This is a genomic window from Streptomyces sp. NBC_01689 (assembly GCF_036250675.1).
GTDB lineage: Bacteria > Actinomycetota > Actinomycetes > Streptomycetales > Streptomycetaceae > Streptomyces.
On the sequence record NZ_CP109592.1, the window covers coordinates 935872 to 949306 of the forward strand.

General features: G+C 74.1%; 10 protein-coding genes. 6 read left to right on the forward strand and 4 right to left on the reverse strand.

Annotated features, from left to right (window positions below; genetic code table 11):
- Positions 1-10 precede the first annotated feature (10 nt).
- Complete coding sequence (locus tag OG776_RS03720; protein ID WP_329318861.1) at positions 11-1303, forward strand: hypothetical protein; 1293 nt, start codon at positions 11-13, stop codon at positions 1301-1303.
- A gap of 40 nt (positions 1304-1343) precedes the next feature.
- On the opposite strand, the gene OG776_RS03725 is transcribed toward OG776_RS03720, so the two are convergent.
- A complete protein-coding gene (locus tag OG776_RS03725) occupies positions 1344-1949 on the reverse strand; it encodes a GOLPH3/VPS74 family protein (protein WP_329318863.1) in 606 nt (201 codons plus the stop codon).
- Positions 1950-2265: 316 nt separating this feature from the next.
- Positions 2266-3192: an SGNH/GDSL hydrolase family protein gene (locus OG776_RS03730; RefSeq protein WP_329318865.1), complete on the reverse strand. Its 927-nt coding sequence runs from the start codon at positions 3190-3192 to the stop codon at positions 2266-2268.
- Positions 3193-3729: 537 nt separating this feature from the next.
- Here OG776_RS03730 and OG776_RS03735 point away from each other — a divergent pair.
- Together OG776_RS03735 and OG776_RS03740 are read left to right on the forward strand one after the other, a co-directional pair.
- Positions 3730-4065 carry a UBP-type zinc finger domain-containing protein gene (locus tag OG776_RS03735; RefSeq protein WP_329318867.1) on the forward strand — a complete coding sequence of 112 codons (336 nt, stop codon included), beginning with the start codon at positions 3730-3732 and terminating at the stop codon, positions 4063-4065.
- Between the two features lie 257 nt (positions 4066-4322).
- On the forward strand, positions 4323-6572 hold the full coding sequence (locus OG776_RS03740; protein ID WP_329323640.1) for an FUSC family protein: 2250 nt from the start codon (positions 4323-4325) through the stop codon (positions 6570-6572).
- Positions 6573-6637: 65 nt separating this feature from the next.
- Here the strand turns inward: OG776_RS03740 and OG776_RS03745 are convergent, their stop codons facing one another.
- Positions 6638-7324 (reverse strand): RNA polymerase sigma factor, encoded by a 687-nt coding sequence (locus OG776_RS03745; RefSeq protein ID WP_148014207.1) that lies wholly within the window; start codon positions 7322-7324, stop codon positions 6638-6640.
- 337 nt (positions 7325-7661) lie between these two features.
- On the opposite strand from OG776_RS03745, the gene OG776_RS03750 reads away from it, so the two are divergent.
- From OG776_RS03750 to OG776_RS03760, 3 genes are all read left to right on the forward strand, one after another.
- A complete protein-coding gene (locus tag OG776_RS03750; protein WP_329318870.1) occupies positions 7662-8552 on the forward strand; it encodes an oxygenase MpaB family protein in 891 nt (296 codons plus the stop codon).
- Positions 8553-8674: 122 nt separating this feature from the next.
- Positions 8675-10708, forward strand: a complete 2034-nt coding sequence (locus OG776_RS03755) for an ATP-binding protein (protein ID WP_329318872.1) — start codon at positions 8675-8677, stop codon at positions 10706-10708.
- Positions 10709-10967: 259 nt separating this feature from the next.
- Positions 10968-11957 carry a MerR family transcriptional regulator gene (locus tag OG776_RS03760; protein ID WP_443077189.1) on the forward strand — a complete coding sequence of 330 codons (990 nt, stop codon included), beginning with the start codon at positions 10968-10970 and terminating at the stop codon, positions 11955-11957.
- 179 nt (positions 11958-12136) lie between these two features.
- On the opposite strand, the gene OG776_RS03765 is transcribed toward OG776_RS03760, so the two are convergent.
- Positions 12137-13342: a cysteine desulfurase-like protein gene (locus OG776_RS03765; RefSeq protein WP_329318876.1), complete on the reverse strand. Its 1206-nt coding sequence runs from the start codon at positions 13340-13342 to the stop codon at positions 12137-12139.
- Positions 13343-13435: the final 93 nt, after the last annotated feature.

The following is a 13435-nucleotide window of genomic DNA, read 5'->3' on the forward strand; positions in this document are numbered from 1 at the left end:
AAAGTGACTCATGCCCAAGTCCAGCACCGCCCGCCCCACCGCTCCGGACACCGTCTGGCTGGCCCGAGGACGCCAGGCCGGGCCCGCGCCGCAGGAGATCCTCCGGGAGAACCTGCGGAGACTGAAGGCCGACGGGACGATCTTCGACTACGCGGAGACCGGGAACACCACGGAACCCGACGCGCACGTCTTCGAGGCACGCTGGGTCGTCGACGACACCGTCACCGTACGGGCCCGCCTCACGACCGACGGACGCCCGCACGTGGACGAGGAGCGGCGCTGGACGCTGGCCGCCGAGGCGGAGCGGCCCTGGGACCTCTCCTGGTCCTCCCCCGCGACGATGTTCTGGCCCGCGGACGGCGAGGTCGTCCGCTGGGACCGTGACGTGGTCGGCGATCTCGCCCTCCAGGACATCAACCCCCTTCCCCAGGAGGACAAGGCGCTGCGCCGGCTGCTGCGCGAGGCCGCCCAGCACAGCTGGAGCATCAACGTGGTCGTCCACGAGGCGATGACGACCGACGAGCGCGGCCGCCTGCCCCTGGTGCGCCTGCTGCCGCCCGCTCTGCGTCACCGCGTGGTCGAACACCGCGCCGCGCCCGACCAGTTCCAGGCCGTCAACTGGGCCCTGTACGACCTGGGCGTACGGGTGCCGCGCGGCGGTGCCGTGATCCTGCCCGGTTCACCCGCCCGGACCGGTTACACGGAAGGGGACTTCACCGTGCGCAGTGTCTTCCTCGACGGGTCGGAGCCGACGGAGCTGCTGGAGAAGGTCGTTGGGTTCGCCGCTCTGCCCCGGCCGTTGAACGGCGAGGCGGACGAGGCCGTGACCGCGCTCCGGGAGAAGTGGCAGCTGCTGACGATGGAGGAGGAGCTGGAGCGCGCCCGCGCGCTGGTGGCCGCCTACGCCGAAGCGCTCGAGGCGATGACCAGGTCTCGTGACCAGTACCGCGAGGCGACCGAACTCGCGCATGCGGCACTCGCCGAGATCAAGGAATTCCGCGGGGCGGCGTCCCGTGCCCAGGCTTCGTCCGGCGACATGGACGGGGGTGGGCTGCCGCAGCAGCTGACCCGGACGTTCCAGCGGTTCACCGGGGCCATCCGCCCCCGCCGTGCGCGCGGCGAGGTCGCCGCCCCGGCTGCGGGCACGCCCGGGGACGGGCCCCACCCGTCCGGGGACGGTCTCGACACGTCCGGGGACGGGTCCCTCACCCCCGGGGCCGGACCGGGCGCGGCCGCGGACCGGCTCCGCACGTCCGGGGACGGACCGAGCACGTCCGGTGACGAGCACGGCACGGCCGGGTAGACGTACGACCGTGCGGGCCGTCCCCGGACGCCCGCGGAGCTCAGGCTCCGCGCCACACGTTGGCGAACGCCGCGTTCTCGAAGGACCGGCGTCGCCGTACGGCCTCCAGTTCCATGACCGCGTCGTGGACGGCGGCCAGTACGGTCGTCACCGCGTCATTGGTGACCACCGCCTCCTCCTCGGTCTGCTCGCTCTCGATGCCGACGGCCGCGGCGAGGGCGAGGATCACCGGCTCGTCCGCCGCCCAGCGGTGCAGGGCACGGCGGCGGGCCGCCGATTCGGCCACCGTCGTCCGGGGGGCCGCGAACGACATCCGGCGGCGGCGTTCCCGCGTCAGCTGCCCGTCCTCCTCCAGGACGGCCGTGTAAGCCGCGAACAGGTCGCGTCCCCTGCGCCACAGCCAGTCGTCGACCGTCTCGTACGGAGCTTCCCGGTCGAGCGAGGCCACGGCCTCGGCCAGGAGCCGGTCCTCCGGCACGGCGTCCCCGGCCGGCACCACCCGGTCGCCCGTCAGGGTGACGGCCCGCGTGCCCAGGAGATCGATCAGTTCGGCGCCGGCCAGCGCGAGGGACAGGTCGCCCTGCCCCACCGGCCCGCTCGGGTCCACTTCGATGGCGATGATCAAGAGGTCCTTGGCCGTGGTCATGAAGGGATCTCCCACAGGGTCGTCGCCGGCGACAGGTCGCTGAGCAGGTGTCCTGGTACCGCACGGACAACGGACGGGCATCCGGTGTACGGCCGCACGGCACGCTCCGACGTCGTCGTCGGCCGCCGCGGCCACGGATCGGACCGCCGGGCCGACGGGCGTCGGGTCCGGCCGTGGTGGCCTCCAGCACTCGGACTCTAGCGTCCCCGCCCGTCCGGGGCAGTCCGGGAGGGCGGACGACACGACGACGCCCCCCGCGCCGGACGGGGCGCGGGGGGCGTTCGGCCGGCGCCCGTGACGCCGCGGCGGTGCGGACTCAGTGCCGGTGCCCGCCGCCCTTGGACAGCTGCGCGAGAACCGCCCTGGCCATGGCCGCCTCGCCCTTGGCGTTGGGGTGCGCGGGGGCCGCGGGTGAGGCGGGCTTCAGCGGCTCGATCCAGCGGTCGGCGGGCGCCTTGCACATGTCGTGTCCGACCGTGGGCTTGTAGGTGTCGACGTAGCCGGCGTGGTGGAACAGCGCCACGGCGCGCATCACCAGGTTGAGCCGCTTGCCCACGTCACGCAGGTAGGGGAAGTCTCCCGCGGCGAACGGGACGGACGGGTAGCAGCCGCTGCCGTCGTCCGGCAGGAGGTCCGGATAGCCGACCACGAGGACACGGGCGTGCGGGGCCCGGTCGTGGACGGCGCGCAGCACCCGCGCCAGCTTGGGAGCCGTCTGCAGGATGCTCAGGGTCAGCTGGTCGACACCCGTCGCGTTGTAGTACTGGCGGCAGGGGGCGCCCGTCAGGTCCTTCGCGCTCAGGGCGGCACAGGTGCCGATGATGGAACTGAAGCCGACGTCGTTGCCGCCGATCTGCACCGTCACCAGGTCCGTGGAGCGTCCCAGCGCGTTGAGCTGGGGGCCGTTGGTCCCCTGGGCCTTCCACATGTTCTCGGTCGTCGCCCCGCTGCAGCTGACGTCCGTGAAGGTGCCCGGCTTCCGCGCGGCCGCGACCAGCGAGGGGTAATTCTGGTCGGACCGGGCGCAGTTCGCGTCGACCTGACGGGGTATCAGCGGACCGGAGGTGTAGGAGTCGCCGAGCGCCACGTACTTCTCGCCCCGGTGTCCGTGCCCTCCGTCGGCCGCGGCGGGGGACGCGGCGACGGCCCCCAGGAGCAGGACGCCGCAGCCGAGGGCCGCTCCCACCGCGAGGGCGTGCCGTCGTCGTGGGGCCGTGCCGCTCGGGACCATGTGATGGTTCATCAACTCTCCTCCGTCGTCGCTGACACAGCAAAGCCCGGTCAGGGCCCTCGCCGACGCTCCGGCCACGCCGGGCGCCACCACGGCCAGGAGAACGCTGCCCTTGCGGATTCAACATCGCTTGTATACCGGCCGGTAGGGCGCTGGAACAGAGGTCTGACAGGGGCAGCTCGGACGGGCCGGACAGGCCGCCGCTCCGCTTCACGGGAAGGGCCCCCGGGGCCCGGGAGGCGTTTCCTTCCCTCGCGCTCACTCGTTGTCCGGGCATGTCACCAGCTGATCCGATCAACGAATCACCAGTTCAGGGTTCGCGGCGCAGGGCATCGACCTCGGCGCCGACGGCGTCCGCGGGACCGGTGGCGAGGCGCGGCAAGGACGTCACGAGCGGGATTCCGGAACGCCGGGACGCGGCCGGGCGCGGCCCCGCCGGCGAGCACTCCGGGTGGGCCAACCGATGGGCCACCGTGATTTTCTGAGCGGGCGGGGCCGGGCACCGTCGCCCGGCGGGAGTTTCCGCACACCGCGTGCCGAGGAGAAGCGATGGAGACATGGTCGGTCGCCGCCGACGGGGGCCGCCCCGACGGCAGGAGCTGCTCCCACCTGGAGTGGGTGGTGCCGGCCATCGAGGCGTCACCCGGGAGGGGCGGACCCGCTGGCACCCCGGCGGGCTGCGCGGAGTGCGTCGCCCGGGGGCAGCGGTGGGTGCACCTGCGGCTGTGCCTCACCTGTGGTCACCTGGGCTGCTGCGACAGTTCCCGCGGGCAGCACGCCACGGCGCACTACGAACGGACCGGGCATCCGATCGCCCGGTCGGCGGAGTACGGCGAGACCTGGGCGTGGTGCTACAGCGACGAGGTCTTCCTCGAACACCGCTGAGACGGCCGGCGCCACCCGCCACCGCGGGCACCGCCATCGATCCGGTCCCCGCCCCTCGGCACCGCTCCCGGGACACCGTCGCGGACCGGCGGCCCGGAGCCCCGCGCGGCGGCGAGGTGGCCGACCCGTGCCATGCTGGGAGACGCTGATCATGGCGGAGAGCGGGGACGGAAGGCAGCGTGAGGACAGCGACACGGCCGCGCCGGACAAGGATCTGGGACCGATTCGAGGCATCGGATCCCGGGCTGCTGAGGCTCATGGCGGGGCTGCGGACCGTGGGCGCCATCGCACTCACGCTCGCCGTCCTGGCCGTCCTGAGCGCGAATGTGACGCACATGGTGGCCGGAGCCATGGCGGCCATGGTCGGCACCTTCGCCGTCAAGGACACACAACGCCGCGGCCAGGCACTGACGCTCCTGCTCGGACTGCCCGTGGCCCTGGCCGCGATGACGCTCGGTGCCCTGCTCAACAAGACCGTCGTGGTGGGCGACCTCTTCTTCATCGCGCTGATCTTCGCCGCCGTGTACAGCCGCCGGTTCGGCGACCGCGGGACGGCCCTCGGCCTCATCGGGTTCCAGGTCTACTTCGTCTCGCTCTTCGTCCGGGCCACCTTCTCCGCGCTGCCCGGCCTGTGCGTCACGCTCGCCGTGGCGTTCGTGTGCAGCGCGCTGGTGCGGTTCGTCGTCGTGCCGGAGACGCCCGAACGCGTCCTGCACCGGCTGCGCAAGGCGTTCCGTGCTCGCCTGGCCCAGCTCGTGTCCGCGCAGATCGACCTGCTCGACGCCGGGCCCGACCGTGCCGAGAAGGCCCTGGAGGATCTGCGGCGTCACACGGCCCGGCTCCACGAGAGCGCCATGATGATCCAGGGCCGGCTGGCCGAGGGGACCAGCGACAGCGCCACCGCCTCGCTGGTGCAGCGCCGGGTCGCCGACGCCGAGATCGCCGCCGAGCGCCTCGGCGTGCTCCTGCTGACCGCCCGCAGCGCGCGACGGGCCGACACGCTCACCCTGCATCTGCCGCACGCCCCGGTGCCGGAGCCCGGCAACCGCCTCCGGGCCCAGGACTCCGTCACCGCCACCCTGCGCCGCGACCTCGACGCGCTGCGCCTGCTGGTCCAGCGCCCGATCACCGACGACCGCGGCACCGCGCTGGCCCATCTCCGCAACCGGCTCCTCGGCTACCGCGAGGAGGAGAACCTGCCGCAGGCCTCCACGGCTGTCCAGGACGTGTTCCGCGGCATCGGTGAGACGGCGCGCTCCGTGATGGGTCTGCGGCTGGCTCTCGACGGGCCTCAGGACGAGTCCGACGACACGCCCTCGACTACTCGTTCCCGCGAGGAACTGGACGCCGAGAACCTGTCCATCGCCGGGTCGGAGGAGGCCGAGCGGGAGGAGAGCGAACGGGGGGACGGCGGGCCGAGGGGCTGGGAGCGTCCGACGACGCGGACCGCGGTCCAGGTGGCGGTCGGCTCGGCGCTGGCCATCGTCGGCGGCGAGTTCCTCTCCAGTCAGCGCTGGTACTGGGCGGTGCTGACCTGCTGGGTCGTGTTCCTGAACACGGCCTCCACCGGGGAGATCCTCGTCAAGGGCTACCGCAGGCTGATCGGCACCGTCCTCGGGGTCGTCGCCGGGGCCCTGCTGGCGGGACTGGTCGGCACCCACACCTGGACGGCGTTCGGGCTCGTCCTGCTGTTCATCTTCGCCATGTTCTTCACCGCGCCGCTGTCCTACGCCCTGATGTCGTTCTTCGTCACGGCGATGCTGGGTCTGCTGTACACCCTGCTCGACACCTACAGCACCGCGGTGCTGGTGCTGCGCATCGAGGAGACCGCGCTGGGTGCCGTCTGCGGGGTCATCGCGGCGGCGCTGATCCTGCCGGTGCACACCGACCGCCGGACCGACGAGCTGCTGGCCACGGTGTTGCGCCGGCTCGGTGACGTCACCGGCGCGGCGGTGGACCAGCTCAGCGGCGGCCCCTCGCTCGACCTGCTGGACCGGGCGCGTGACCTCGACAAGGCGCTGGACGATCTGCGGTCCTCCGTGCAGCCCCTGACCCATCCGATCACCCCGCTGCGGTCCCGCCGCCAGACGGCGCGCTATCTGGTGGCCCTCCTGGAGACGTGCGCCTATCACGCGCGGTCCCTCGCGGCGACGGCGGAACTTCTCCCCCACAGCAAGTCCGTCGCCGCCGATCCGCGGCTGAGGAGGGCGGGCCGGCGCATCGCGCACAACATCGAGGTCCTCGTCGCCCGCGTGGAGGACGACGACACGGAGGGGGTGGCCGAGACCGGCGCCAGTCTCGCCGCCCTGCTGGAGCCGGACGGGACGGACGGCCCGCGCCACGACCGGGTCACCACCCGGGTCATCCGGCATCTGCAGCGGCTGGACGAGGGCGTGGTCGGCCTGGCCCGACCGCTCGGCGTCCCCGTCTCGACCGGCGAGGCCGTCGCCGCGCCGGGAACCGCGTCGTCCCGGCAGACCACGTCGTCCGGAGGGCCCGCGGCGTAACGGAGACAGGAGCCGGGGGGCCGCCCGCTCCCCGAGGCGTCCGGACGTCCCGCCGCGTGTGCGGGTCAGGCGTGCCGGCCGCCGGTGCCCGCTTCCTCCCGCAGCCGGCTGCCGAGCCGGTGCAGCCCGCGCCGGGCGTGGCTCTTGACCGTCCCGAGGGGCCACCCGGTGAGCTGCGCGATCTGGGTGTGCGTGAGGTCGTCGTAGAAGGCGAGGCTGAGTGCCCGGCGCTGCGGGGCGGGCAGCCGGGCCAGTTCGCGGCGGAGGAGGACCCGGTCGAGTGCCCTGTCGGCCGGGGACACGGAGTCGTGGGCGCTCACGGTCATCGCCGCGCCCGCCGCCGCCACGAGGTCGGCGCGCCGGGTACGGGCCGTCAGCGCGTCGGCGATCTTTCGGCGGGTGATCCCGACGAGCCAGGCGGCGAGGGCGCCGCGCTCGGGCGAGAACCCGGTCCGTCCCCGCCACGCGGCGAGGAAGACCAGCTGGGTGACGTCCTCCGCCTCCGCGGCGTCCCCGAGGGAACGCCGGGCCAGGGTGTACACGAGGCGGCCCCAGCGGTGGTACGCCGCGGCGAGGCACTCCTCGTCGCCGGCGGCGAATCCGGCGGCGAGCTCCTCGTCACCCGGCTGCTCGCCACCCGCGCCGGGCGACTGCCGGGACCCGGACCTCTCCCCCGCGGCGCCGGCGGTCGGCTCGGCAGACCCGGACAGCTCGGTCCGCTCGGTCCGCTCGGTGGTCTGCTGTGCGGTCATGGTGACTGCTCCTCGTGCCGGGCGGAATCAGCCCCGACTCCGGGACGGTCCGCCCCGCCGTCAGGGCTTGCCGTCCCGGAGGTGTCGGGGGCCCCAGTCGTTCGGAGCCGTTCCGTCCCGGCCACCATGCTGAGATTCGATGCACGGCGGCAACTTGCATCGACTCTGCATCGACTAACTCGCATCCAAGGGCGTGCGGGGCACGGAATGCGTCACGGGACGGTGCTGCGTCCCCGCTCGACGGGACAATGGACCGTGGTCCCCGGGCCTTCCGCCGTCGACGGCGGAAGGCCCGCACGGCGGGACCGACGGGAACACCGCCCGACGGAAGGCCACCATGACGAGACCGACCGGAGCGCATGGCTCCAGCCTGCGCGAACGCCTGGGCGACAGCCTCTTCGCCCGGGTGGCGGGACCCGATGGCCCGCAGAACCGCGCCCGGATCCACGGCACACCCGGACCCCGGTGGTTCGGCCCGGACCGTCCCGTCCGCAGGGTGCACGGGGACGCGTCGATGTTCATCGGCGGACTCTCGGCCCTGCTGCTCCAGTCGCTCCACCCGCTCGCCATGGCCGCCGTGTCCGCCCACTCGGGCTTCCGGGGCGACCCCTGGGGCAGGCTGCAGCGCACCAGCACGTTCCTGGCGGTGACGACGTACGGCACCGCCGACAGCGCGCGGGAGGCCTGCGACCGGGTGCGCGCGGTCCACGAGCGGGTGCGCGGGATCACCGGCGACGGCACGCCGTACCACGCCTCGGACCCGCGACTGCTCGGCTGGGTCCACCTCGCGGAGACGGACAGCTTCCTGCGCGCGCACCAGCGTTACGGCGCCCGGCCCCTGTCCGGCGCCGAGTGCGACGCGTACGTCGCGGACACCGCCCGGGTCGCCGTCGCGCTCGGCGTCCCCGACCCGCCGACCGACCGCGCGGAGCTGGCGGCGGGACTGAACGCGTACCGGGGCGAGTTGCGGGCCACCGCGGAGGCGCGGGCCACGGCGCGGTTCCTGCTGCTCGAACCGCCCGTGCCCCTCGTCGCCCGGGTGCCGTACGGGGTTCTCGCCGCCAACGCCGTCTCCCTGCTGCCCTCCTGGGCCGCCGCGGAACTCCGCCTGCCCCGGCTCCCGTTGGTGGACGGGCTGTTCGTACGTCCCCTCGGCGGGGCGGTCACCTCGGTGGTGCGGTGGGCGCTCGCGCCGTCACGGAGCAGGCTGCACTCCGCCGTCGAGTGACGGACCCACCGGTACGTGACGTGGCCGGATCCGTACGTCGAGGCGGCCGAACTCCTCAAGTCCGGGTACCGGGCGGGTCAACCCCCCGGCGCCGGAGCGCGAAGGGCGTCAGACTGTCCGGCGTGTTGAGAAATCTGCCCGAAGCTCCGCCCGGTTTCGTCGGACGCCGCGACGAACTCACCCACCTCACCGAGGCCCTGGGCCGGCACCGGGTGGTCACCCTGACCGGGATCGGCGGTGTGGGCAAGAGCCGTCTGGCGCTGCACACGGCGGAACACGTCCTGCGCACCGGCGCCCGCGGGGTGGCCTGGGCCGACCTGTGGCCCCTCCAGGACGACCGGCTGCTCGTCGCCACCCTGGCCGACGCGCTGGACTTCTCCGACCACACGACCACCGTGCCGCTGGACGCATTGGGCACCTGGCTGGCGGACAAGGACGTCCTGCTGGTGCTGGACTCCTGCGAACACCTGATCGCGGCCTGCCGTCCGGTGATCACCGGTCTGCTCGCCGCCTGCCCCGCGCTGAGCGTGCTCGTGACCAGCCGGGAGCCGCTCGGCCTGCCCGACGAACACGTCGTCCCGGTGGGGCCGTTGCCCCCGGCCACCGACGCCGTGGAACTCTTCTGCCGCCGGGCCTCCGACGCGGGAACGGCGTTGACGGCCCCGGCTGACCTGGTGACCGTCGCCCGGCTGTGCCGACGTCTTGAAGGGATGCCGCTCGCGCTGGAGTTGACCGCGGGACAGCTCTCGCACCGCACGCTCGGGGAGGTCGAGCGGGAGCTCGGGTCCCGGCTGGACATCGCGGTGGACGACGGGAACGCCCTGCCGTCCGGTCCCGCGCGGCACCGGGCGGTGCGGACCTCGGTCGGCTGGAGTCACGAACTCTGCACGCCCCAGGAGCGTCTGCTGTGGGCCCGTCTGTCCGTGTTCCGTGACGTGGTCGACGCGGACACGGTACGCGCCGTGTGTGCCGGGGGCCCGCTCCTCGCCTCGGACGTGGACCGGGCCCTGGCCGGGCTCGTACGGAAGTCGGTGCTGTCGCGCCACGGCGGCCTCCACCGGATGCTCGACACCGTCCGGGAGTACGGACGCATGTGGCTCGACGAACTCGGCGAGAGCGCAGAGCTGTCGGACCGGCACGCCCGGCACTTCCTCGAGCTGGCCCGGCACGCCGACGCGGGCTGGCCGGGGCCGGAACAGGCCCGCTGGTACGGGCGGATCGACCGGGCGAACGCCGATCTGTGCGCAGCGCTCGACCATCTGCTGGCCGTCCGGCCGAACGCCGCGCTCGAACTCGCCGGTCTGGTCGGCTTCTTCTGGAGCTGCTGCGGACATCTGCGGGAGGCCGCCTCGTACTTGGAGGACGCGCTCGCCCTGTCCGACGAGTCCGGGCCGGCCAGGACCAGGGCCATGTGGGCGCTCGGCATCACCCGTGTCCTGCGCGGCGAGCGTGACCCCTCGCGCACCCTCGCCGGACACTGCCACCGGCGCGCGCAGGCCCAGGATGACGACGAGGGCCTCCTGCTGGCCGCGTATCTGCTGGGGCTGACCCATCTGCTCCAGGGTCTTCCGATGACGGCGCGGAGCGAGGTGGACCGGGCGCTGGCGACCATGGGCGGGCCGCCGTTCTCCTCGATGGGGCGCGCGATGTGCCGGCTGGTGCGCGTGTTCGCCCTGACCGCGGAAGGACTGCTCAAGGAGGCGCGCACGGAGGCTGAGAGACTGCGGGCCGACTGTGCCGAGTTCGGCGAGTGGTGGACCCGTTCGTACACGGACTACCAGCTGGCGCTGATCTCCCTCTTCGAGGACCGGCCCGAGGACGCCACCCGCCACGCGCTGTCGATGCTGGACGGGAAGCGGCACATCGGCGACAGCTTCGGCCTCGCCCTCGGCCTGGACCTGCTGGCGTCGGCACTCGCCGCCCGGGGCGACGCGGAGACGGCGGTCGCCGCGTACGGGGCCGGGGAGGTGTACTGGTCCGCCGTGGGACATCCGCAGCGCGGAACGCCGGAGCTGGGCCCGGTGCGTGAGCGGTACGAGGACACCGCCCGCTCGCTCCTGGGCGACGCGTACCAGGAGGCCAGCCTGCGGTCGGTGCTCTGCGACCCCGAGGTGGTGGTGCGGGCGCTGCTCGACGGCCCCGTCCGGGACTCCTGAACCGACTCCGGTCGGGAGCGGCCGTCTTCGTGCATCCGCGCGGGCCCCGGGCGGCGAAGTACCGGTGAACCGGGCGGACCGCCGCTCCCGGACGGTGCTCGAATCGAGGCGAACCACTGGTGACGATCCGCTGTCTCCGCCCACCGGGGCGCCTCACGACGCCGTGCTCCCGGACCCAGGCGCCGCCCGGCGTCGTCCCCCTGGGGGCCGCGCCGTGGACGTGAGCGCGCAGGCCCCGCCGCACGGGACGGAGGCGGGGGTGACCACCGGTTCCCTGGCCCGGAAGCTCGGCGTGTCGCCGACGACGCTGCGGTCCTGGGACCGCCGCTACGGGATCGGACCCGCGCTGCGGACCGACGGCCGCCATCGGCGGTGGACGCCCGAGGACGTGGCCATGCTCCAGGAGATGTGCCGCCTCACGGCCGCGGGACTGCCGCCCGCCGAGGCCGCCCGCGCCGCGAAGGAACGGGCGCGCGGCCGCGCGCGCTCCCCGGCGCTCACGCTCCCGGGGCTCCCCGCCGGATCGCCGGCTCCCCCCGCGCCTCCCGTGAGGCCGGCCTGCCCGCCGGGCGCCATGGCCTCGCGGTCGGGCACCGGACTGCCGCTCGGGGACGCGTGGCAGGAGTGCCGGGGCCTCGCGCGCGCCGCCGTACGACTGGACGCGGCGGCCGTCCAGGGCCTGCTGACGGCCGCGGTCCAGGCGCACGGGCTCGCGACGGCCTGGACCGAGGTGATGGTGCCCACGCTCCGTGCGGTCGGCAGGAAGTGGGAGTCCTCGGGCGACCGGTACGTCGAGGTCGAGCACCTGCTCACCTGGCACGTCTCCGCCACCCTCCGCCATCTGTACGTGTCGGCGGCCCGGACGGCATCGCCGGGGGCGCCGCCCGTCCTGCTGGCCTGCCTTCCGGACGAACCGCACACGCTGCCCCTCGAAGCGCTCGGCGCGGTGCTCACCGAGCGCGGGGCACCGGCCCTGATGCTCGGCGGTGCCGTGCCCGCCGAGGCACTGATCGCGGCGGTACGGCGGGTCGGTCCCTCGGCGGTGGTGCTGTGGTCGCAGTCGCGCTCCACGGCGAACCTGCCCCTCGCCCGGCATGTCGCCGGGACACGATGGGGTGTACGGGGAGCGCGGACGCACAGCCGGGTCCTGCTCGCCGGTCCCGGCTGGGACGCGGACCCGGGGCCCGGACTGCTGCGGCCGGGTCTGCTGGACGAGGCGCTGCGGATGCTCGTCGCGCCGGAGCGTTAGCCGCCCGGCACGGTTGGCGGCGGTCGCGTCGGCCGGCCCTCCCCTCGTCCGGCAGCCTGTCACGGGTACCGCGGCCCTGGTTCAACGGGCCTCGTCGTGGACGGTTCAGGACCTGCCGGAACCCCGGCCGAAGGCTTGCCGGACCCGCTCACAGCTGTCCCGTGCGTGTCCGGGGCGGGTCACGACTTGAGGAACTCCGCCAGTCCGTCCAGGAGCCGTGCCACGTCGCCCTGGTCGTTGTAGGGCGCGAGCCCGACGCGCAGGCCGCCGGTGTCGCCCAGTCCGAGGTGCCGCGACGCCTCCAGGGCGTAGAAGGAGCCCGCGGGCGCGTGGACGCCGCGCTCCGCCAGGAAGTGGTAGGCCTCCGCCGCGTCGCGCCCGTCGAAGGTCAGGAGCAGGGTGGGCGTGCGTTGGCCGGCCCGGGAGTGGACCGTGACGCCGTCGAGTGCCGCCAGTCCGGATTCCGTCAGGTCCCGCAGCTCGCGCTCGTGCCGGTCGATCGACTCGAGCGCGGAGCGGAGGCGCGCCCGGCGTCCCTCCGCCGGGCCGCTGCCGAGACCGGCGAGCAGGTCCACGGCGGCCCGGGTGCCGGCGAGGAGTTCGTAGGGCAGCGTCCCCAGTTCGAAACGCTCCGGGACCAGGTCGGTGGACGGCAGCAGCTTGTCCGGCCGCAGTGTCTCCAGCAGATCCGTGGAGGCCGCGAGCACTCCGTGGTGCGGGCCGAGGAACTTGTAGGGCGAGCAGACGAAGAGGTCGGCGCCGAGCTCCGCGAGGTCCACGAAGGCGTGCGCGGCGTAGTGCACCCCGTCGACGTGGAGCAGGGCGCCCGCGCGGTGGACCAGCCGGGCGATCGCGGGGACGTCGGGGATCGTCCCGATGAGGTTGGACGCGGCGGTCACAGCGACCAGCCGGGTCCGCTCGGTGAGCAGGTCGCCCACGGCCGACGGGGGGAGTTCGCCCGTCTCCGGATCGAAGTCGGCCCACCGGACCACGGCACCGGCACTCTGCGCGGCCTGCAGCCAGGGGCGGATGTTGGCATCGTGGTCGAGACGGCTGACCACGATCTCGTCGCCGGGCGCCCAGTCCTTCGCCAGCGTGCGGGAGAAGTCGTACGTGAGCTGGGTGGCGCTGCGGCCGAAGACGATCCCGGAGGGGTGCGCGCCGAGCAGGTCGGCCATGGCCCGCCGGAATTCCCTGACGAGGGTCTCCGCGTTCACCTCTCCCGGGGCGACGCTGCCCCGGACCGAGAGGGGGCTTTCGAGCGCGCCGGCGATCGCCGCGACGACGGGGGCGGGCATCTGGGTGCCGCCGGGGCCGTCGAAGTGGGCGAGTCCGGCCCGCAGGGCGGGGATCTGGGCGCGCAGCGCACCGACGTCAAAGGTCAACTCGGGCTCCTCCTCGGCGACGTCGGCTCCCGCCCCGTCCGCACGGACACGTCCGGGAGGCGACCGCCCGCGGGCGCGGGCACCGTCGGCGAC